Annotated in this window: 17 protein-coding genes; 8 read left to right on the top strand and 9 right to left on the bottom strand. The window is 71.5% G+C overall.

Annotated elements, in window-relative coordinates; translation table 11 throughout:
• Positions 1-3 precede the first annotated feature (3 nt).
• The 6 genes from IE069_RS05970 to IE069_RS05945 form a co-directional block, all read right to left on the bottom strand.
• Positions 4-945 carry an ROK family protein gene (locus IE069_RS05970; protein ID WP_189349203.1) on the bottom strand — a complete coding sequence of 314 codons (942 nt, stop codon included), beginning with the start codon at positions 943-945 and terminating at the stop codon, positions 4-6.
• Positions 946-1,875, bottom strand: coding sequence for a dihydrodipicolinate synthase family protein (locus IE069_RS05965; RefSeq protein ID WP_189349202.1), 930 nt, complete (start codon positions 1,873-1,875; stop codon positions 946-948).
• Positions 1,872-2,726, bottom strand: coding sequence for an ABC transporter ATP-binding protein (locus tag IE069_RS05960; RefSeq protein WP_189349201.1), 855 nt, complete (start codon positions 2,724-2,726; stop codon positions 1,872-1,874). The genes IE069_RS05965 and IE069_RS05960 overlap by 4 nt, the downstream gene beginning before the upstream one ends.
• Positions 2,726-4,816 (bottom strand): dipeptide/oligopeptide/nickel ABC transporter permease/ATP-binding protein, encoded by a 2,091-nt coding sequence (locus IE069_RS05955; RefSeq protein WP_189349200.1) that lies wholly within the window; start codon positions 4,814-4,816, stop codon positions 2,726-2,728. The genes IE069_RS05960 and IE069_RS05955 overlap by 1 nt, the downstream gene beginning before the upstream one ends.
• A 3-nt stretch (positions 4,817-4,819) precedes the next feature.
• Complete coding sequence (locus tag IE069_RS05950) at positions 4,820-5,773, bottom strand: ABC transporter permease (protein WP_189349199.1); 954 nt, start codon at positions 5,771-5,773, stop codon at positions 4,820-4,822.
• A gap of 112 nt (positions 5,774-5,885) precedes the next feature.
• Entirely contained in the window at positions 5,886-7,490 is a 1,605-nt protein-coding gene (locus tag IE069_RS05945) for an ABC transporter substrate-binding protein (RefSeq protein WP_189349198.1), read from the bottom strand.
• 150 nt (positions 7,491-7,640) lie between these two features.
• Between IE069_RS05945 and IE069_RS05940 the strand changes: the two genes are divergently transcribed.
• The 3 genes from IE069_RS05940 to glmM all read left to right on the top strand — a co-directional run bounded on the left by IE069_RS05940 (position 7,641) and on the right by glmM (position 12,381).
• The gene (locus IE069_RS05940; protein ID WP_189349197.1) at positions 7,641-8,384 is read left to right on the top strand and encodes a FadR/GntR family transcriptional regulator; all 744 of its coding nucleotides are present in this window, start codon (positions 7,641-7,643) and stop codon (positions 8,382-8,384) included.
• Positions 8,385-8,490: 106 nt separating this feature from the next.
• Positions 8,491-10,863, top strand: a complete 2,373-nt coding sequence (locus IE069_RS05935) for an exo-alpha-sialidase (RefSeq protein WP_189349196.1) — start codon at positions 8,491-8,493, stop codon at positions 10,861-10,863.
• Positions 10,864-11,025: 162 nt separating this feature from the next.
• Positions 11,026-12,381 carry a phosphoglucosamine mutase gene (gene glmM, locus IE069_RS05930; RefSeq protein ID WP_189349195.1) on the top strand — a complete coding sequence of 452 codons (1,356 nt, stop codon included), beginning with the start codon at positions 11,026-11,028 and terminating at the stop codon, positions 12,379-12,381.
• Positions 12,382-12,445: 64 nt separating this feature from the next.
• On the opposite strand, the gene IE069_RS05925 is transcribed toward glmM, so the two are convergent.
• From IE069_RS05925 to coaA, 3 genes are all read right to left on the bottom strand, one after another.
• The gene (locus IE069_RS05925; protein WP_189349194.1) at positions 12,446-13,369 is read right to left on the bottom strand and encodes a nucleotidyltransferase family protein; all 924 of its coding nucleotides are present in this window, start codon (positions 13,367-13,369) and stop codon (positions 12,446-12,448) included.
• 70 nt (positions 13,370-13,439) lie between these two features.
• Positions 13,440-13,838, bottom strand: a complete 399-nt coding sequence (gene mscL, locus IE069_RS05920) for a large conductance mechanosensitive channel protein MscL (RefSeq protein ID WP_189349193.1) — start codon at positions 13,836-13,838, stop codon at positions 13,440-13,442.
• A 47-nt stretch (positions 13,839-13,885) separates the two neighbouring features.
• Positions 13,886-14,845, bottom strand: a complete 960-nt coding sequence (gene coaA, locus IE069_RS05915) for a type I pantothenate kinase (protein ID WP_229790974.1) — start codon at positions 14,843-14,845, stop codon at positions 13,886-13,888.
• Positions 14,846-14,939: 94 nt separating this feature from the next.
• Between coaA and glmS the strand changes: the two genes are divergently transcribed.
• From glmS to tsaE, 5 genes are all read left to right on the top strand, one after another.
• The gene (glmS, locus tag IE069_RS05910; RefSeq protein WP_189349191.1) at positions 14,940-16,814 is read left to right on the top strand and encodes a glutamine--fructose-6-phosphate transaminase (isomerizing); all 1,875 of its coding nucleotides are present in this window, start codon (positions 14,940-14,942) and stop codon (positions 16,812-16,814) included.
• Between the two features lie 8 nt (positions 16,815-16,822).
• On the top strand, positions 16,823-17,179 hold the full coding sequence (locus IE069_RS05905; RefSeq protein WP_189349190.1) for a holo-ACP synthase: 357 nt from the start codon (positions 16,823-16,825) through the stop codon (positions 17,177-17,179).
• Complete coding sequence (locus tag IE069_RS05900; RefSeq protein ID WP_189349189.1) at positions 17,176-18,705, top strand: NAD(P)H-hydrate dehydratase; 1,530 nt, start codon at positions 17,176-17,178, stop codon at positions 18,703-18,705. The genes IE069_RS05905 and IE069_RS05900 overlap by 4 nt, the downstream gene beginning before the upstream one ends.
• 91 nt (positions 18,706-18,796) lie before the next feature.
• Positions 18,797-19,987, top strand: coding sequence for an alanine racemase (alr, locus tag IE069_RS05895; RefSeq protein ID WP_373287800.1), 1,191 nt, complete (start codon positions 18,797-18,799; stop codon positions 19,985-19,987).
• Positions 19,980-20,513: a tRNA (adenosine(37)-N6)-threonylcarbamoyltransferase complex ATPase subunit type 1 TsaE gene (tsaE, locus tag IE069_RS05890; RefSeq protein ID WP_189349188.1), complete on the top strand. Its 534-nt coding sequence runs from the start codon at positions 19,980-19,982 to the stop codon at positions 20,511-20,513. Before alr ends, tsaE begins: the two co-directional genes overlap by 8 nt.
• The last annotated feature ends 27 nt before the right edge of the window (positions 20,514-20,540 follow it).

The following is a 20,540-nucleotide window of genomic DNA, read 5'->3' as shown; positions in this document are numbered from 1 at the left end:
GGGTCAGTCGCGCAGGATGAGGGAGGCCCCTCCGACGACGGCGGCGTCCGCGCCGAGCAACGCCCGCGTCGGGACCGTGGCGGACAGGGCGCCGACGACGTTCGCCGCGTAGGCGGCCAGCAGCGGGTCCCACCAGAGGCGCCCGGCGGCCGCGAGGCCGCCCGAGACGACGATCGCGTGCGGGTCGAGCGCGTTGGCGAATCCGCCGAGGGCGCCGCCGGCGGCCCGGGCGGCGGTCGCGATGGCGGAGGCGGCGAGAGCGTCGCCGCCGGCGGCCCGGTCGAAGACCGCGCGGGTGTCCTCCGCCGCCGGGTCGCCGCCGGCGGCCAGGTACCGCCGGTGCACGGCCGGCCCGGAGGCGACGGCCTCCAGGTGCCCGCTCCCGCCGCACGTGCACTCCAGGCCCGCGGCCTCGGCGGAGGGGACGTGGCCGACGTGCCCGGCCACGGCGTGGGCGCCGACGGCGGGGCGGCCGCCGACGATGTAGGAGCCGCCGATGCCCGTGCCGAAGGCGACGAGCAGGGCGGTGCGGGCGTGGCGGCCCGCGCCGAGCCACGCTTCGCCGAGGGCGTGCGCGTGGACGTCGTTGACCGCCTCGACCCGGGGGACGAGGCCGGACAGGCGGCGCAGCAGCCCGGAGCGCAGGTCGGTTCCCGGCCAGCCGGGCAGCACATCGGTCGCGTCGACGACGCGGCAGGAGCCGGGGTCGATCACGCCGGCCGCTCCGAGCCCCAGGCCGCGGACGTCCGCGCCGCCGGCCACGCGCGCGGCCAGCGCCGCGATCGCGTCGAGGATCGCCGCAGGACCGGCGGCGGCCGGGGTGGGCGCGGAGGCGCGCGCGAGGACGGAACCGTCCGCGGCCACCAGGGCCGCCGCGATCTTGGTCCCGCCCAGGTCGACGCCGACGGCGGGGCGCCGCGCGGCGGCGTTGTCCCGGTGCGACATCTACACCAGGCCCGCGCCGGCGAGGATCGAGCGGATGCGCCCGGACTCGGACGCGTTCAGCGACTCCATCGGAGCGCTCATCCGGTTCGAGCCGATGACGCCGAGTTCGACGAGGGCCGTCTTGAAGGCGCCCAGCCCGCCGGCGCCGCCGGAGACGCGCCCGGCGTCCGGCGTCGTCACGATCGTGAAGAGATCGATCAGGCGGTCCTGCTCGGCGCGGGCCGCGGCCCAGTCGCCGGCGAGCCCGGCGTCGTAGAGGCGGCGGTAGCCGGCCGGGTCGACGTTGGCGAGGCCGGGGACGAGGCCGTCGGCCCCGCCGAGCATGGCCTGGTCGCAGACGACCTCGTGGCCGGTGAACAGGGCGAAGCCCTCCAGGTCCCGGGTCAGCAGGCGCAGCTGCCGGAAGGCGATGTCGTTGCCGGAGGAGTCCTTGACGCCGGCGATGGTCCCCTCGGCGGCGAGCTCGGCGAGCAGCGCCGGCTCGAGCTTGTAGTGGGTGCGCACCGGGACGTCGTAGGCGAACACGGGCACGTCGACGGCGGCGCGGACGGCGCGGAAGTGGCGCAGCACCTCGTGGTGGTCGGAGAGGGCGTAGTAGGGGCTGGTGACGACGACGGCGTCGGCCCCCGCGCGCTGCACGCGCAGCGCCTCCTCGATGACGCGCGGCGTCGTCTGCTCGTTGGCTCCGACCAGGAGCGGGACCCGGCCCGACGTGGCGGAGACGACGGCGCCGAGGACCTCGCCGCGTTCGCGGTCGGTCAGGTAGGGCGTCTCGCCCGAGGAGCCGAGCGGGAACAGGCCGTGCACGCCCCCGGAGACCAGATGTTCGACGACGGCCTCGAGCCCGGCGAGGTCGAGCCCGCCGTCGGCGGTGCGCGGGGTGACGACCGGCGGGATGACGCCGGAGAACTGGGGGGTGGTGTTGGTCATGCTTCCTCCGAAGAAGTGGTGGGGGCCGCGAGCAGGCTCGGGGCCGCACCCAGCAGGGTGCGCGTGTAGCCGTTGGTGGGGTTGTCGAAGACGCGGGCCGCTTCGCCCTCTTCCACGATCTCGCCGAAGTTCATGACGCAGATGCGGTCGGAGACGTAGCGGACGGTCTGGATGTCGTGGGAGATGAAGACCATGCCGAGGTTCAGCCGGGACTTCAGGTCCGAGAGGAGGTTCAGGACCTGGGCCCGGACGGACACGTCGAGGGCCGAGGTGGGCTCGTCGGCGACGATGACCTCCGGGTCCAGGGCGAGGGCGCGGGCGATCGCGACGCGCTGGCGCTGGCCGCCGGAGATCTGCGTCGGCGACACCTCGGCGGCTGAGCGCGGGAGCCCGACGAGCTCGAGGAGTTCGTACACCGTCCGCGTGCGGGACTCTTTGGTCCCGATGCCGTGGACCTGCAGCGGATCGGTGAGGATGTCGTGCACGGTCATGCGGGGGTTGAGGGCGGTGGCCGGGTCCTGGAAGACGATGGACACCGCCTTGCCGAACTCCTTGCGCGGTGCGCCCCGGTTGGCCAGTTCCCGGCCGTGGAACAGCCGGGTCCCGCTGGTCGGTTCCTGAAGGCCGACCAGCACGGAGGCCAGGGTCGACTTGCCGCAGCCGGATTCGCCGACGATCCCGACGGTCTCGCCGCGCCGGACGGTGAAGTCGACGCCGTTGACGGCCCGGATGGTCGTGGGCTTGAACAGCTTGCCGGTGCGGGCGCGGTGGTGGACGTGGAGATCGCGGAGCTCGATCACGGGGGCGGTCTGCTCCGCGGTTGCTGCACTTTCGGTTGCCTGCGCGGTCATCAGGACCGTCCTCCTTCGGACCCGGCCAACTGGCCGTCGGGCCGGGCGTAGTAGTGGTCGTCGTCGCCGACACGCACCAGCGAGACGGTGCGCTCGGGGTCTGCGTCCGGAGCCAGGGAGCGCGGGGCGAACCGGTCCCCGGTGGCGAAGTCGCCGGGGCTCGGGACGGTCCCGCGGATCTGGTGCAGGCGCCCGGCGCCGGACTCGATCGAGAGGACCGCGCCCAGCAGGCCGCGCGTGTACTCGTGCCGCGGATCCTCCAGCAGGACGGACGCCGCGCCGGACTCGACGACCTGTCCCGCGTACATGACCGTGATCCGGTGCGCGAGCGAGGCGACGAGCGCCAGGTCGTGGCTGACGAACACCATGGCGAACCCGAGCTGTTCGCGCAGTTCGTTGAGCAGGTCGACGACCTGCTTCTGCACGGTGACGTCCAGGGCGGTCGTCGGCTCGTCGGCGATCACGAGCTTGGGCGAGCGCGAGAGCGCCATGGCGATCAGCACGCGCTGGCGCTGGCCGCCGGAGAGCTCGTGCGGGTAGGACTTCAGCGTGCGCCCCGGGTCGAGCTTGACCAGCGTCAAGAGCTCCTCCGGGGTCCTGCGGCCGCCGCGCTTTGTCAGCTGGAGGAGCTGGTCCCTGATCAGCATCGACGGGTTCAGCGAGCTCAGCGCGTCCTGGTAGATCATCGAGATCTGCTGGCCGCGCAGGCCGGCGTAGAGCTTCTCGCGGACGCGGGGGTCTCCCGCGCCGGCTACCAGCTCCTTGCCGTTGAACTTGATGGACCCGGAGACCTCGGCGTTGGGGGCCAGCAGGCCGAGGATCGCCAGTGAGGTGATCGACTTGCCGCAGCCGGACTCGCCGACCAGGCCCATCGTCTCGCCTTCGCCGACCGAGAAGGAGACGCGGTCGACGATCGGCGTGCGGCCGTAGCGGTCGGGGAAGCGGATGGTGAGGTCCCGGACCTCGAGGATGGGGGCGGCGTCCGCGTCAGGGTGCAGCCGGTCGCTGCGCGAGGTCTCGACGGCCAGCAGCCGGCTGAGGTGCTCGGCCAGTTCGGGCGACGTCGGCGCCCCGGATGCGGCGGGCGGCGTCTCGGCGATCTCGGTGTCCGGCTCCTGCGCGTCTGCTGCCGGGTGCAGCTCGTCGCGTTCGGCGACCGAGGGCTGCGCCACGGTGGTGCCGACGGAGTGCGACGGCGCCTCGGCCGCGCGCTCCTCCTCACGCAGCTTGACGGACTTGCGCAGACGGGGGTTGACCATGGCGTCGGTGAGGCCCTCGGCCAGGATGTTCAGGGCGAGCACGGTGGCGAGGATGAAGGCGCCGGCGAAGGTCGTGGCCCACCAGGCGCCGTTGAGCACCAGGGTCCGGCCGTAGGAGATCACGTTGCCCCACGATGGCTGCGGGTCCTGGACGCCGGCGCCGAGGAAGGACAGCGACGCCTCGAAGATGATGGCGTCGGCGACCATCACGGTCGCGAAGACCAGGATGGGCGCGGCCGTGTTGCGGACGATGTGCTTGAGCAGGATGTGGAAGCGGCCGGCGCCAAGGACGCGTTCGGCGCGGACGTAGTCCTCGCCCCACTGGGCGATCACGTTGGCGCGCACGACGCGGGCGATCTGCGGGATGTAGATGACGGCGATGGCGACGATGATCACCGGGACCGTGTTGCCGAGCGTCGCGAGCAGGACGGCGGCGAGGGCGATCCCGGGGAAGGCCATGATGACGTCCATGACGCGCATGGTGCCCTCGTCGACCCACTTGCGGCTGGTGGCCGCGATCGAGCCGAGCAGGGCGCCCACGGCCACGGCCAGGCCGACGGCGCCGAGCCCGATGACCAGGGAGGTCTGCGCGCCGTGCAGGATGCGCGAGAGGATGTCACGCCCCAGCCGGTCGGTGCCGAAGGGGTTCTCGGCGCTCGGCCCCTGGGCGGGCGTGCCGGTGGCCAGGGGGTCGTGCGGGGCCAGCACCGGCGCGAAGACGGCGGCCAGGGAGATGAGCACGAGGAACGCGAGGGCGAGCTTCGAGCCGGTGGGCAGCGCGCGGAGGGCGACCCCGGGGCGGCTGAGGCGGTCAGCGAGTCCGTACCGCATGGGTCACACCGTCCTGATTCGTGGGTTGATGAGTACGTAGAGGAGGTCGACGACGATGTTGACGAGGACGAACGTCAGCGCGATCGTCAGCGTGACGCCCTGGACCAGGCCGATGTCGTTGTTCGTGATGCCGTTGAGGATCAGCTGGCCCATGCCGGGCAGGGAGAAGATCATCTCGATGACGACCGCGCCGCCGAGCAGGTAGCCGATGCGCAGGCCGAGGACGGTGACGGGCGTGATGAGGGCGTTCCGCAGCACGTTCCTGCGGATGACCTCCGGCCGGGGGACGCCGTTGCCGATGGCGGTGCGGACGTAGTCCTTGTCCATCTCCTCGACCATCGACGTGCGCACCACGCGGATCAGCGAGGCCGAGACCGGGATGGCGAGGGCCAGGGCGGGCAGCGCCAGGGAGCGGAAGTAGCCGGCGGGGTCCTCGGCGAAGGGCGTGAATCCGCCCGACGGGAAGAGCGGCACGCCGAGCGCGAGCCACTGGATCAGGAGGATGCCGAGCCAGAAGCTAGGGGTCGCGATCGCGGCGATCGAGAACACGCGGATGGCCTGGTCCGGCCAGCGGTCGCGGTACAGGGCCGCGGAGACGCCGAAGGCCAGCGAGAGGACGACGGCGATGACCACGCCCCAGAAGGTCAGCTGCAGGGTGAGCGGGAAGGCGCCGGCGATGATGCCCGAGATGGGCTGGGCGGGCGGCGTCGTGTCCCCGAAGTCCAGCACGATGAGCCGGGCCAGGAAGGACAGGTACTGCAGGGGCAGCGGGTCGTTGAGCCCGCGCTCCTCGCGGTACTGCTCCTTGGCGTCCTCGCTGGCGCCCTCGCCGAGGGCGGTCGTGGCCTGGTCGCCGGGGGCGAACTGGAGCACGAGGAAGACCAGGAGGCTCACGCCGAGGATCATGAATGGCAGGGCGGCCAGGCGGCGGCCCAGGAGCCGGAGAATGTTACCCACGTCGGGTACTCCCTTTGCAACGTCGTGGTGGGTGGTTCGAGGCGGCGGCGGCGCACGCGCGCCGCCGCCGGGGGCCGGTCCGCGGCGGGACCGGCCCGGTCGAGCCGAGCGGTCAGCTGTGCTCGACGCCCAGGAACGAGATGCCGGTCGTCGGGAGCGGCTTGAAGCCGGTGAGGGCCTCGTCGTTCCAGGCGGTGGGCAGCTTGCGGTGGAAGATCGGGTACAGCGCGGCTTCGTCCGCGATCAGGTCCAGGATCTCGTTCCACGCGTCCTGCGCCGTCTTCGCGTCGCCGGCCCGGGCGGCCTCGTCGAGCTTCGCCTGGACGATCCCGTAGGCCTCGGTCTCGTTCCAGCGGAAGCGGTTGGCCGGCCACACGTCCCCGCGGTACCACCAGGAGAGCAAGAGGTCGAGGTCGTTGCCGAAGACGGACGGGTCGCCGGGGGCGGCGACCACGGTGAAGTTGCCGTTGTCGACATGGTCGCCGTAGAGGGCACCCGACTGGAGGTTGCGCATGGTGACCGTGACGCCCGGGATGGCGTTCCACGCCTCCGTCATGACCGGCGCGACGTCCTGGACCCAGGACGTGTCGGTCGTCAGCAGCTCGAACTCGAGGGTGTCGACCCCGGCCTCTTTCAGGAGCGCGGCCGCCTTGTCGGCGTCGAATTCGAACACGGTCGCGGCCTGGTGGTAGTTCGGGTGCTCCTGGTGCACGAAGCTGGTGGCCGCCGTCGCGTTGCCGAGCAGGGCGCGGTCGATGATCGCCTGCGTGTCCAGCCCGAAGTGCAGGGCCTGCCGGACCCGCTTGTCGTCGAACGGCTTCTCCGCGCAGTTGAACATCAGGAATAGAAGGCCGAACGACTGGACGGACTCCACGGTCACCTCGCCCTCGAGGCGTTCGATGTCCAGGTAGGGGACGTCCTCGATGGCCTGGACACGCCCGGACTCGACTGCGGTCACGCGTGCTGCGGCGTCGGAGAGGAGGAACCAGGTCATCCCGGGCGCGTTGGCCGGCATCGGGCCGTTGTAATCGGCGAACTCCTCGAAGACGATCTTGTCGTCCTTCACCGCGGAGACCAGCTTGTACGGGCCGGAGCCGACGGGGTTGGCGTCGAAGGACGCCTGGTCGGCCTCGGCCAGCTTCCGCGGGACGATCTTGACGATGCTCAGGCGCTCCGCGAAGAGGGCGAACGGGTACTTCAGCTTGAACGTCACCGTCTTCTCGTCCTTGGCCTCGACGGTGTCGAGGAAGGGGACGAACTGCGCGAACAGCGAGGCGTTCTCGGTGTCCATGACGCGGGCGAACGAGAAGACGACGTCGTCCGCCGTCACCGGGTCGCCGTTGTGGAAGGCGGCGCCGTCGCGGAGGGTGATCTCGTAGGTGGTGGCGTCGACCTCGACGGGGTCGGCGGCCGCCAGCGCGTTGTACGGCTCGCGGGTGGCCGGGTGCAGGTCGACGAGGGACTCGAACACGTGCAGGTTGGCCGCCATGGGGGTCGCGCCGGTCGACGTCATGGGGTCGAACCCGGTCGAGAGCGCGTAGGACATGCCGGCCTCGATGGTCTTGCGGCCTGCGGCCGCGGTGGACCCGGCGGAGCCGCCGGAGGCCCCGCAGGCGGACAGGGTGGCGGCGACGGCGCCGGCTGCGCCGAGGGCGCCGGCGACTTTGAGGAACGAGCGCCGGGATGTGCCGGCCGCGGAGGGGAACTGCGTCTTCATGATTGACACCTCGTTGTGGTGGAGTGGAAGAACTTGTCGGATGTAGGATGTCCTATGCCTCGTCTACACTGTAAGAGTGGTCACATGTGAACGTCAAGTGGGTCACAGTGGCGGGCAGGCAGACGAAACCGGACGGAAGGGACGAAGCAAATGACTGAACAGCCCCGTGGGGACCGCAGGGCGCGGGCCAACGCCGCCGCGCGGTCGCAAGCGCTGCAGCACGAGATCATGGAGCTCATCATCGAGCGCGGGATCGGCCCCGGCGAGCCGCTGCCGACCGAGCAGGAGCTGGTGGAGGAGCTCGGTGTCGGGCGCAACACCGTCCGCGAGGCGCTGAAGGTCCTCCAGGCAGTCGGCGTGGTCGACGTCCGCCACGGCTACGGGATGTTCGTCGCGCGGAAGAAGCTCGACGGCATGCGCACGCCCCTGGAGTTCCACGCCCGCCTGTCGCTGACCCGGTCGGGGCAGGAGGCGATGGAGCTCGTCGACGTGCGGCAGGCGCTCGAGGCGGGGCTCATCGGCCCGGCGATCGACGCCATCACCGCAGAGGACCTCGCGGAGGTCCTCTCCGCCGTCGAGGAGATGGAGCGGCTGGCCTCGGCAGGGCTCCCGCTGGTGGAGGCCGATGAGCGCTTCCATGGCAGCCTCTACGCGTCGCTGGACAACGGCCTCTTGAGCAATCTGCTGGGTGTCTTCTGGTCCGCGTACAGCCGTCTGCATGCGCAGATCGGCCCCGCCACCGTGGACCTGGGGGAGACGGCGCTCGAGCACCGCCGCATCTACGAAGCGGTCGTCGCCCAGGACGCCGCCCGGGCCCGCGAGCTGCTCACGAGCCACTTCGACGGGATCCGGCGCCTGATCCAGGCGGTCGTCGGCGAGTCGGCCCCTGCTTGACAAGGTGATCTGCATCACGCTTGAATGACAGCGGATGTCCTACCTCTTCCACGACCATCCAGCACGGCGCGCCCATGCCTCGGCACGCCAGGAAAGGCCAGAGAAGATGAACACCCCGACCACCGTACGCCGCCCTGCCCGCCGGAGGGGCGGCCGCGTCCTCGCAGCCGCCGCCACCCTGGGCCTCGCCCTCCCGATCGCGCTCGCCGGACCCGCCGCCGCGGCGACGAGCGTGCCCGGCGCCGACCCGTTCGCCGCCCCCGGCGACTACGCCGAACAGAACCTCGGAGCCGACCGCACGGAGGCCGACTTCTTCTACCGCATCCCCGCGCTGGCCCACCTGGGCGACGGCGTCGTCCTCGCCTCCTGGGACGCCCGCCCCGGCTCGGCGGCGGACGCCCCGAACGCGAACAGCATCGTCCAGCGCCGCAGCACCGACAACGGGCGGACCTGGGGCCCGATGACCACCGTCGCGGCCGGCCACGCCGGCGACGCCGACACCCCGAAGCACGGCTACAGCGACCCGAGCTACGTCGTCGACGAGGAGACCGGGACGGTGTTCTCCTTCTTCGTCTACTCCAAGGACCAGGGGTTCCACGGCAGCGAGTGGGGCAACGACGACGCCGACCGCGACGTGATCAGCGCCGCCGTCGTCGAATCGGGCGACGGCGGCCGCACCTGGAGCGAGCCGCGGCTGATCACCGACGTCGCCAAGCCGGGCGCCGACAAGACGGCCGACCCGGGCGACGTGCGCTCCACGTTCGCGACCTCCGGCGCCGGCATCCAGCTCAAGTACGGCGAGCACGCCGGCCGGCTCGTCCAGCAGTACGCCGGCGTCGTCAAGCAGGCCGACGGCAGCACCCCCATCCAGGCGTACTCCGTGTACTCGGACGACCACGGCGCCACCTGGGAGCGCGGCGAGTTCGTCGGCACGGGCATGGACGAGAACAAGGTCGTGGAGCTCTCCGACGGCCGGGTCATGATGAACTCCCGCGACTCGGGCCGCAGCGGCTTCCGGAAGGTCGCCGTCTCCACCGACGGCGGCCACAGCTACGGCCCGGTCCGCCTCGAGCGCCAGCTGGTCGACCCCACCAACAACGCCCACATCACCCGCATGCACCCGGACGCGCCGGAGGGCAGCGACGAGGCCGCGATGCTCCTCTACACGGGGTCCAACCACCCGACGAGCCGGGAGAACGTCACCGCCCGCGTCTCCTGCGACGACGGCGAGACGTGGCCCGGCGCGCGCACCATCCGGCACGGCTTCTCCGCCTACTCCGTGGCGACGGCCCTGGACGACGGGCGCTTCGGCGTCTTCTACGAGGGCTCCTACACGGACGACATGGTCTTCGGCGAGTTCGGCGGCGACTGGCTGAACCACGTCTGCGCGCCCCTGGGCTCCGACGGGCTCGCCCTCGACGCCGGGGCCACCGCGACCGCGCAGGTCACCATCGAGAACCAGGAGTCGGCGACGCTGAGCGGAACGCTGACCGTCGCCGGCCCGGAGGGGTGGGCGGCCGGCACGGCCGAGGTCGACGTCCCCGCCGGCGGCACCGCGACCGTCGACGTCCCCGTCACCGCGCCCGCGACCGCCAACGGCGAGACCGGCCTGCAGGCCGTGTTCACCGCCGCGGACGGCCGGGAGTCCCAGGGCACCGTGTCCGCGCAGGTCGCCGGGCGCGAGGTGATCGGCCTGGACATCGCCGGCCAGCGCGCCGACGGCGACCGCGACCTCGCCGCGGATCCCTACGCCGCCGGCGACCAGGTGCCCTACACGTTCCGGGTCACCCACACCGGCAACGTCAACCAGTGGGTGGTCCCGACCGAGGGCAACTTCGAGCCGTTCGCCGCCGCCCCGGTCGGCGAGTCGGCCCCGGCCGGCAACTGCCGCTGGTCCAACCTCAGCCCCGGCGACGCGTACAACTGCACCACACCCCGGCACACCGTGACCGGCGAGGAGCACGACGACGGCTTCTTCACCCCCGGCACCGTGTGGACCACCGGCAAGGTCCCGGAGTACACGGCCGTCGCGGAGACGTACGAGATCAGCGGCGGCGAGGTCGACCTGCGCGAGCGCGCCCCCGGGATCTCCGCCAGCGCGGAGGCCGGCCGGTACGCCGATACAGACGGCGACGGGCGGGTCTCCGCGGGCGACGAGGTCTCCTACCCGCTCACGATCGCCAACGACGGCAACGTGCGGCTGACCGGGCTGACGTCCGGCGGCTCCGCGCTCGCCGGCGACCTCGGGATCGGGGCCGAGGCCGCGGACACCGTGGTCCACGTGGTCACCGCCGCGGAGGCCCGGTCCCGGACCGTCGCCACCGGCAGCGTCGAGGTGGCGGCCCGGAACGGCTCTCTGACGACGACGACGGCGGCCCAACTGCCGGAGACCCGGCTGCCGGCCGGCAATTCGACGGCCTGGTGCGCGTCGGGCACGGCGGGCGAGCGCGGTGAGGCCCGGGACTGCGCGACGCGTTAGACTCCTTGCGAGGGGGATGAACAGTCCCCGGGAAAGGCTCTGCAGCCGCCTGGCTGCAGGGCCTTTCCGTTGCCGCCGACGTGGTAGGCGGCACAGAAAGTTTGTCCGGAGACGTCGTTAATACGGCGAATCTCGCAGCTTGGGGTCCTAAGATAGGCAACGATGAGCAGACTATTTGGTACGGACGGTGTCCGAGGGAAAGCGAACGGGTTGATCACGCCTGAGCTGGCGATGTCGCTGGCGCAGGCGGCCGCCGTCGTGCTCGGTTTCAATCAGGCCGAGGCCGGCAAGCGCCCGGTGGCGGTGGTCGCGAAGGACCCGCGGGTCAGCGGCGACTTCATCTCCGCGGCGATCGAGGCCGGCCTGGCGGCGGCGGGCGTCGACGTGTTCGACGCCGGCACGCTCCCGACGCCGGCCGCGGCCTACCTGGTCGCGGACCTCGAGGCCGACTTCGGCGTCATGATCTCCGCCTCCCACAACCCGGCCCCGGACAACGGCATCAAGTTCCTCGCGCGCGGCGGGCAGAAGCTCGACGACGCGCTGGAGGACGCGATCGAGGCCCAGCTGGACCTCGAACCGCTGCGCCCCTACGGCGGGGAGGTGGGCCGCATCCGCCGGTTCGCCGACGCGGAGGACCGCTACGTGGTGCACCTGCTGGGCACCATGCCGAACCGCCTGAACGGCCTCAAGGTCGTCCTGGACTGCGCGCACGGCGCGGCCAGCGGCTGCTCGCCCCAGGTCTTCAACGACGCGGGCGCGGAGATCGTGGTCATCGGCGCGGAGCCGGACGGCGTCAACATCAACGACGGCTACGGGTCGACCCACCTGGAGAAGCTGCAGGCCGCCGTCGTCGAGCACGGCGCGGACCTCGGGATCGCGCACGACGGCGACGCCGACCGCTGCCTGGCCGTGGACCACGAGGGCTCCGTCGTCGACGGCGACGAGATCATGGCGATCATGGCCACCACGCTCAAGGAGCAGGGCAGGCTGAAGGACGACACGCTGGTCGCCACGGTCATGAGCAACCTCGGCCTGAAGCTCGCCATGGAGGAGGCCGGCATCCGGATCGAGGAGACCGGCGTCGGCGACCGCTACGTCCTCGAGGCCATGCGCGCCAAGGGCTACAACCTGGGCGGCGAGCAGTCCGGGCACGTGATCTTCTCCGACCACGCGACCACCGGCGACGGCGTGCTCACCGGCCTGCACATCGCGGCCCGCGTGGCGGCGACGGGCAAGAGCCTCAAGGAGCTCGCGGCGACCATGCAGGTCCTGCCGCAGGTCCTGATCAACGTCAAGGACGTCGACAAGACGGCCTTCGCCTCGAACGCCGCGGTCTCGGAGGCGGTCTCCGACGTCGAGTCCGAGCTCGGCGCCAACGGCCGCGTGCTGCTGCGCCCCTCCGGCACGGAACCCGTGGTCCGCGTGATGGTGGAGGCCACCGAGCAGGAGGTCGCCGAGGCCATGGCCCGCCGCCTCGCGACGATCGTGCAGACCGAACTGGCGCTGACCTCGGTCTGAGGCACCGGCGTCGGACGACGTACAGAGGGCGCGGGACTCGACGAGTCCCGCGCCCTCCGCCGTGTCAGCGGGCGTTCCGCCACTGCCGCACGGCCCGGGGGAGGCGCTTGAGGAAGTGCAGCAGGCGGCTCAGCCGCGCCGCCCAGACCCGGCCCGCCGGCGCGTTCAACAGGGTGATGTCCGACGCCGCCAGCTGCTCCCGCTGCGGGAAGAGTCCGCGGAGGGCGTACTTCGGCCGGTCCTTCCAGGGCAGGGACTGCAGGTGCAGCAGGCGGAAGACGCCGGGCTCGGACACCTCCGAGCGCTGCCGCCACGAGTCGCCGGGGGCCGGGAGCAGGTGGTGGTCGACCTCGGGGTAGGCCTCCTTGATGAAGGAGCGCAGCGGCCCGAGCGAACCCGTCTGGCGCGCGAGCGACTCGAAGTCCGCCCACGCCGGCACAGGCGCGTGCGTGAGCAGGTAGTCGAGCTCGGCGATGTTGCTCGTCTTGTGGGCCTCGCGCAGGGCGTGGAGGGCCTGGACGAGAACCGTCGCGGTCACGTCGAGCCCCAGCACGGTGCGTTCGCCCATCACGGTGGGGCGGCGCCGCGCCCAGAGGGCGTCGAACGCGGCGAGCTGGCCGACCTCGCATCCGGGATAGCTGTGGTGGATGTCGATGTCGGCGGGCCAGTTCGGGTGGTAGAGCGTCACGGAGTGCAGGGGGTGCTCGCCGTCGTGCGTCGTGGGGCGCTCGAGCCACCCCAGATCCTCGAGTCCGTCGATCAGCGGTGCGATGTCGTCCCGGTCGACCAGCAGGTCGATGTCGGAGGAGGGCCGTTCCGAACGCACGCCCAGCTCGGTGGCAGGCGGCCCCTTGAGGATGACCGCGCGCAGGCCGCGGCGTTCGGCCAGATCGAAGACGAGGGCAGCCGACAGCTGGATCGCCTCGCGCAGACGCAGATCCACTGAATCCCCCCATTCGTGTCCGATGTGCAGGTTCAGCTTACCCACCCGGGGCGTCGTGCTTAAACAACAAGACCGGTGGGACCGCGTCGGCGGCCCCACCGGTCTTGTCCGGTGGTCAGTTGGAGGTTTTGAGCGAGTCGCGGATCTCGGTCAGGAGCGCGACCTGGGGGTCGACGGCTTCTTCGACTTCGTCCTGGCCGATGCCGAGGCGCTTGTTGCGGGCCTCGATCATCTTGTTCATCGGCACGACGACGACGAAGTAGATGGCGGCCGCGACCAGCAGGAAGTTGACGATGGCGGTCAGCACGGCGCCGATCGCGATGTCGTTGCCGTTGAGGGTGACGAGCAGGAACTCGTCGAAGTTGGGCGAACCGACGAGGGCGGAGATCAGCGGCATGATGACCCGCTCGACGAGCGCGGTGACGACGGCGCCGAAGGCCCCGCCGAGGACGACGGCAACGGCGAGATCGACGACGTTGCCCTTCATGATGAAATCTTTGAATCCAGTGAGCATGAATCAGAGAATACAGTCGTCAGGCGCCGGCCAGCGGCGCTTCTGCATTAAATCTTGCGTAACAGCATGCGGCGGATCGAGTGGTCCGCGTCCTTGGTCAGCACCAGCTGGGCCCGGCCGCGCGTCGGCAGGACGTTCTCGCGCAGGTTCGGCTCGTTGATGCGCTGCCAGATGTCCAGCGCGGTCTCGCGGGCCTCGTCGTCGGTGAGCGTCGAGTACCGGTGGAAGTAGGAGGCCGGATCCGCGAAGGCGCCGCTGCGGAGCTTCATGAACCGGCGGACGTACCAGTCCTCGATGTCCTGCGTGCGGGCGTCCACGTAGACCGAGAAGTCGAAGAAGTCGCTGAGCGCGAGCCCGGCCGTGCCGTTGGACCGGATCCGCGCCGGCGCGAGCACGTTCAGGCCCTCGACGATCAGGACGTCCGGGCGCCGGACGACGACCTCCTCGTCGGGGAGGATGTTGTACGTCAGGTGGGAGTACATGGGCGCCCGGACCTCGTCGGCGCCGGACTTCACCTCGGAGACGAAGCGCAGCAGGCTCCGGCGGTCGTAGGACTCGGGGAAGCCTTTCCGGTGCATGATGCCGCGGCGCTTGAGCTCCTCGTTGGGACGCAGGAAGCCGTCGGTCGTCACCAGCTGCACGTCGGGGGTGTCGGGCCAGCGGCGCAGGAGCTCCTGGAGGACGCGGGCCGTCGTCGACTTGCCGACGGCCACGGAGCCGCCGACGCCGATGACGAACGGCGTCCGCCGCGTCTCCTCGCCGAGGAACGTGTTGGTGACCTGGTGCAGGTGCCCCGCGCCCTGGACGTAGAGGTACAGGAGCCGCGAGAGGGGGAGATAAACCTCACGTATCTCGGCGAGGTTCAGCTGTTCGCCCAGACCGCTCAGGCGGTCCAGGTCGTCCATGTCCAACGGCTGCTCGATGGAGTGGGCCAGCCGCGCCCACGTGGGCCGCTCCAGCTCGATGAAAGGGGAGACGCCGTTGTCGGTTACCCGGGTATCAGTCACCCACGCCATTGTGCCAAAGCTTTGAGAGTGCACTAAACGTGTGTCCGGTCACGCGGTCCCAGAAATTGCGCCACCGGGCGGTACCCTAGTGCGTATGTGTGGAATCGTTGGCTATGTTGGCCGTAATACCAAGACGACGGGCGATCACGGCGCGTTGGACGTCGTTCTCGAAGGGCTCCGCCGCCTCGAATACCGCGGATACGACTCCGCCGGCGTGGCTGTCCTGACGGATTCGGGCATCGAAGCCCGCAAGAAGTCCGGGAAGCTCGTGAACCTCGTGAACGTCATCGAGGAGAGCCCGATCGCGGACTCCCTGACGGGCATCGGTCACACCCGGTGGGCGACCCACGGCGGTCCGACCGATCAGAACGCGCACCCCCACCTGGCCGACAACGGCCGCCTCGCCCTCATCCACAACGGCATCATCGAGAACTTCGCCGAGATCAAGCAGTCGCTGGAGGCCAAAGGCCTCGAGTTCCTCTCGGAGACCGACACCGAGGTCGCCGCCGTCCTGCTGGCGGACATCTACCGCGGCGAGGGCAAGGGCGACCTGACCCTGTCCCTGCAGCTCGCGAGCCAGAAGCTCGAGGGCGCATTCACGCTGCTCGCCGTCCACGAGGACCACCCGGGCATCGTCGTCGCCTCGCGCCGCAACTCGCCGCTCGTCGTCGGCCTCGGCGACGACGAGAACTTCCTCGGCTCCGACGTCTCCGGCTTCATCGACTTCACCCGCCGCGCCGTCGAGCTCGGCCAGGACCAGATCGTCACGATCACCCCGGACACGCACACCATCACCGACTTCTTCGGCAACCCGGCCGAGGGGCGCGAGTTCAGCGTCGACTGGGACGCCGCGGCCGCCGAGAAGGGCGGCTTCGAGTCCTTCATGGCCAAGGAGATCCACGACCAGCCGGCCGCCGTCGCGGACACCCTTCTGGGCCGCGCGGACGCCGACGGGCGCCTGACGCTCGACGAGCTCCGCATCGACCCGGAGATGCTGAAGAAGATCTCCAAGATCATCGTGCTGGCCTGCGGCACCTCGGCCTACGCCGGGTCCGTCGCCAAGTACGCCATCGAGTCCTGGTGCCGCATCCCGGTCGAGGTCGAGCTCTCCCACGAGTTCCGCTACCGCGAGCCGATCGTCGACGAGAACACGCTGATCGTCTCGATCTCGCAGTCCGGCGAGACCATGGACACGCTCATGGCGGTCCGCTACGCCAAGGAGCAGGGCGCCAAGACCCTGTCCATCTGCAACACCAACGGGTCGACCATCCCGCGCGAGTCGGATGCCGTCCTGTACACGCACGCCGGCCCGGAGATCGCCGTCGCCTCGACCAAGGCGTTCCTCGCGCAGATCACGGCGACCTACGTGCTGGGCCTCTACCTCGGCCACCTGCGCGGCAACCTCTTCACGGGGCAGATCAAGGACATCCTCGCCGACCTGGGCAAGATCCCGGCGAAGATCCAGGACATCCTGGACCGCGAGGACGAGATCAAGGATCTGGCCCGCGCCATGTCGGAGGAGCAGTCGGTGCTCTTCCTGGGCCGCCACGTCGGCTACCCGGTGGCCATGGAGGGCGCGCTCAAGCTCAAGGAGATCGCCTACATCCACGCGGAGGGCTTCGCCGCCGGCGAGCTCAAGCACGGCCCGATCGCGCTGATCGACGACGGCCAGCCGGTCTTCGTCGTCGTGCCGTCCCCGCGCGGCCGCGACTCGCTGCACGCGAAGGTCGTCTCCAACATCCAGGAGGTGCGCGCCCGCGGCGCCAAGACCCTGGTCATCGCCGAGGAGGGGGACGAGGCAGTGAAGCAGTACGCCGAGTTCGTCTTCTACGTCCCGGAGACGCCCACGCTGCTGATGCCGCTGCTCGCGACGGTGCCGCTGCAGATCTTCGCCTGCGAGCTGGCCACGGCGAAGGGCTTCGACGTCGACCAGCCGCGCAACCTCGCCAAGTCCGTCACGGTCGAGTAGGGCACCAGATGATCGTCGGGGTCGGGGTCGACGTCGTGGAGGTCTCGCGCTTCAAGGCACAGCTCGAGCGCACTCCGGCGCTGCTCGAGCGGCTCTTCGTCCCCGCGGAGCGGGACCTGCCCCTGCGTTCGCTCGCGGCCCGGTTCGCGGCGAAGGAGGCGGTGGCCAAGGCCCTCGGGGCGCCCGCCGGCATGAACTGGCAGCACTGCCAGGTCGTCAAGGACGACGCCGGCGACCCCCACATCCTCATCGACGGGTCGGTGGCCGAGGCCGCCGCGAACAAGGGCGTGCAGTACTGGCACCTGTCGATGAGCCACGACGGCGACCTGGCGACCGCGATGGTCGTGGCCGAACGGCTCTCATGAGGCCCGTCTACTCCGGAGCGGAGGTGCGGGCGGCCGAGCAGCCGCTCCTGGACGCGGGCCTCGGCCCCGAGCTCATGCGGCGCGCGGCCCACGGCCTCGCACAGCACGTTGCAGCCGTCTTGCAGGGACCGACCACGGTCGCCCCGCAGGGCGGCTTCGCCGTTTCCGGGGGCCGTCGGCGCGCGTCGAAGGTCTACGGCGCCCGCGTGGCCGCGTACGTCGGGCCCGGGAACAACGGGGGAGACGCCCTGTTCGCGCTGGCGGAGCTGCGCCGCCGCGGCGTGGACTGCCTCGCCTTCACCACGCACGCGCGCTGGCACGACGACGCCATGCTGGCCTTCCGTGCCGCCGGCGGCCGCGTGGTCGACGCTCGCGATCGGTCCGCCGCCGCGGAGCTCCTGTCCTCGCTCGACGTCCTGATCGACGGCGTGACGGGCACGGGCACCCGGGTGGGGGACGAACCGCGGCCGATCGGGCTGCCGGCGCCTCCGCCGGGCGTGCACGTGGTGGCCTGCGATCTCCCGTCGGGGGTCGACGCGGATACGGGCCGGGCTGAACCCGGGACACTGGCGGCGGATACGACCGTCTGCTTCGGCGCGCTCAAGCGCGGCTTGGCCGTGGGGGAGGGGAGCCGCCTGGGCGGGGAGACGACCGTCGTCGACATCGGGCTCGGCCCGCACCTGCCGGAGCCGAGCGCGTGGCTGTGCAACGATCCCGCCCCGCCCGGCCCGCCGGCGTGGAACGCGCACAAGTACTCGCGGGGCGTGGTGGGCCTCGTCGCCGGGTCGGAGCAGTACCCGGGAGCGGCCGTCCTCGCCGCCCGGGCGGCAGTCAACGCCGGGATCGGCATGCTGGTCGCGGTCGTCCCGGAGTCGGCACCGACCGTGCGCCGGATGATCCTCTCAGCCTGCCCGGAGGCCGTGGTCACCGCGCCAGGCGGCGCCGCCATCGATCGTGTCAGCGCCTGGGTGCTGGGTCCGGGCATCGGGGACGACGACGAGCAGCGGCTGGGCGTCGAGCGCGCGCTCGCCTCGGGTCAGCCGGCCGTCGTCGACGCCAGCGCGCTGCCGTACCTGGGTTCGGCGGGGCGTTCGCCGGCGACCGTCCTGACGCCGCACGCGGGCGAACTGGCGTCGCTCCTCTCGGCGTCGGAGTCCGCCGTTGGGGCGTCCGACGTGCTCGCGGATCCGATCCACTGGGCGCGGCGGGCGGCCGAGACGCTCGGATCCGTCGTGGCGCTCAAGGGGCCGGCGACGGCCGTGGCCACGCCGGACGGGCAGGTACGCCTGGTCACGCGGGGCCCCTCGGCGCTGGCGACGGCGGGCACCGGAGACGTCCTGGCCGGCGTGACGGGTGCGCTGCTGTCGGGCGGGGGCCGGGGTATCGGGCTGCCGGAAGCCGCTGAGCTGACCGTGCAGGCCGTGAATCTCCACGCCTCGGCGGCTCTGCGGCTGCCGGCACACGGGTTCGGGGCGTCTGCCTTGGCGGAGGCGATCGGCGCGGAGCGCTCCGTCTCGTCGAGCTAAGGGCGGGCCTGTGCCGGGGCGACGGCGCCGGAGGATTCCGCCGTCGCGGCGGGGCGAGGTTCTTTCCTGACACAATGGCCAGGTGACTTTTGTGAACGAACCGAGCGACGACGTCGTACTTGGCGTGCCCGACGACGACATCTCTGCGCGGTGGGAACGCCGCGCCGAGATCGACCTGTCGGCCATCCGGCACAACGTCCGGCGGGTGGCCGAGCTGGCCGCGCCCGCTCAGGTGATGGCCGTGGTGAAGGCCAACGCCTACGGGCACGGCATGCTGCCCGTCGCGCGGGTGGCGCTCGAGTCCGGAGCCTCGTGGCTCGGCGTCGCGCACGTGGGGGAGGCGCTCGAACTGCGCGCCGCCGGCATCACCGCACCCGTCCTGGCGTGGCTGCACACGCCCGAGACCGACTTCGCGGCCGCGATCGACGCGAACATCGACCTCGGCGCCTCCGGCTGGGAGCTCGAGCAGGTCGCTGAGGCGGCCCGCGCCGCAGAGCACCCGGCCCGCGTGCACCTGAAGATCGACACGGGGCTGGGCCGCAACGGCGCGTCCGCGGAGAACTGGCAGTCCGTCCTGGACACCGCCGCCCACTTCCAGGACGACGGGCTGCTGCGCGTCGTCGGCGTGTGGACCCACCTCGCCGTCGCCGACGAACCCGACCGGCCCGAGACGGACGAGCAGCTCGACGCGTTCCGGACCGCGATCGAGGCGGCCGAGGCGGCCGGGTTCGACCTCGAGCTGCGGCACGCCGCCAACACGCCCGCCGCCCTGTCCCGCCCGGACGCCCACTTCGACCTGGTGCGGCTGGGCCTCGGCATGTACGGGCTGAGCCCGTTCCGCGACCAGACGTCGGAGGATCTGAGCCTGCGCCCCGCGATGCGCCTGATGGCGCGCATCGCCAACGCCAAGCGCGTGCCCGCCGACCACGGCGTCTCCTACGGGCTCACCTACCGCACCGAGGGTACGACGACGCTGGCCCTGGTCCCGCTCGGGTACGCCGACGGGGTGCCCCGCGTCTCCGTCGAGGGGCCCGTGGAGGTCGCCGGGACGCGGTACGTCTCCTGCGGGCGGGTGGCCATGGACCAGTTCGTCGTCGACCTGGGCGACGTGCCGGCCGACGGCGTCGTGGGGGAGCCGGCCGTGCTGTTCGGCGACGGCGGCCCGTCCGCCGACGAGTGGGCCGAGGCCGCCGGCACCATCAACTACGAGATCGTCACGCGCATCGGGAACCGGGTCGCGCGCACGTACGTGGAGGGCAGCTGGGGTGAAGCCGGTGACTGATTCGCCGCTCTGGACGCGCGAGATCGAATCGATCGACGCGGAGACCACGCAGGCGCTGGCGGCCCGCATCGCGGGCGCGCTGGGGCCCGGGGACCTGATCCTGCTCTCCGGCGAGCTCGGTGCCGGCAAGACGACGTTCACGCAGGGGCTCGGCGAGGGGCTCGGTGTGCGTGGCGGGATCATCTCGCCGACGTTCGTCCTGGCGCGCGTGCATCCGGCGCTGGCCGACGGGCCGGACCTGGTGCACGTCGACGCGTACCGGCTGGGCTCCTCCGGCGAGATCGACGACATCGACCTGGAGGCCACGATGCCGACCAGTGTGACCGTGATCGAGTGGGGGCGGGGTAAGGCCGAGCACCTCGCCGACTCGTACCTGGAGATCCACCTGCTGCGGGCCACCGGCGACGACGAGGCGGGCGAGGAGATCATCATCGACTTCGAGGAGACCGACGAGGACGACCCCCGGGTGCTGCGGATCAGCGGCTACGGGCCGCGGTGGGCGGATCCGGCGCTGCTGGGACTCTGAAGCTGCGAATGAACGCGTAGCCGACTC

The sequence above is a fragment of the Zhihengliuella salsuginis genome (assembly GCF_014651715.1).
Classification (GTDB): Bacteria; Actinomycetota; Actinomycetes; order Actinomycetales; family Micrococcaceae; genus Zhihengliuella; species Zhihengliuella salsuginis.
Note: the sequence above shows the minus strand (reverse complement) of the source record. Positions and strands in the feature narration are given on the sequence as shown.

Coding starts and splice junctions, on each gene's coding strand:
- IE069_RS05970 (WP_189349203.1), bottom strand. CDS start 945: ATGTCGCACCGGGACAACGCCGCCGCGCGGCGCCCCGCCGTCGGCGTC.
- IE069_RS05965 (WP_189349202.1), bottom strand. CDS start 1,875: ATGACCAACACCACCCCCCAGTTCTCCGGCGTCATCCCGCCGGTCGTC.
- IE069_RS05960 (WP_189349201.1), bottom strand. CDS start 2,726: ATGACCGCGCAGGCAACCGAAAGTGCAGCAACCGCGGAGCAGACCGCC.
- IE069_RS05955 (WP_189349200.1), bottom strand. CDS start 4,816: ATGCGGTACGGACTCGCTGACCGCCTCAGCCGCCCCGGGGTCGCCCTC.
- IE069_RS05945 (WP_189349198.1), bottom strand. CDS start 7,490: ATGAAGACGCAGTTCCCCTCCGCGGCCGGCACATCCCGGCGCTCGTTC.
- IE069_RS05940 (WP_189349197.1), top strand. CDS start 7,641: ATGACTGAACAGCCCCGTGGGGACCGCAGGGCGCGGGCCAACGCCGCC.
- IE069_RS05935 (WP_189349196.1), top strand. CDS start 8,491: ATGAACACCCCGACCACCGTACGCCGCCCTGCCCGCCGGAGGGGCGGC.
- glmM (WP_189349195.1), top strand. CDS start 11,026: ATGAGCAGACTATTTGGTACGGACGGTGTCCGAGGGAAAGCGAACGGG.
- mscL (WP_189349193.1), bottom strand. CDS start 13,838: ATGCTCACTGGATTCAAAGATTTCATCATGAAGGGCAACGTCGTCGAT.
- glmS (WP_189349191.1), top strand. CDS start 14,940: ATGTGTGGAATCGTTGGCTATGTTGGCCGTAATACCAAGACGACGGGC.
- IE069_RS05905 (WP_189349190.1), top strand. CDS start 16,823: ATGATCGTCGGGGTCGGGGTCGACGTCGTGGAGGTCTCGCGCTTCAAG.
- IE069_RS05900 (WP_189349189.1), top strand. CDS start 17,176: ATGAGGCCCGTCTACTCCGGAGCGGAGGTGCGGGCGGCCGAGCAGCCG.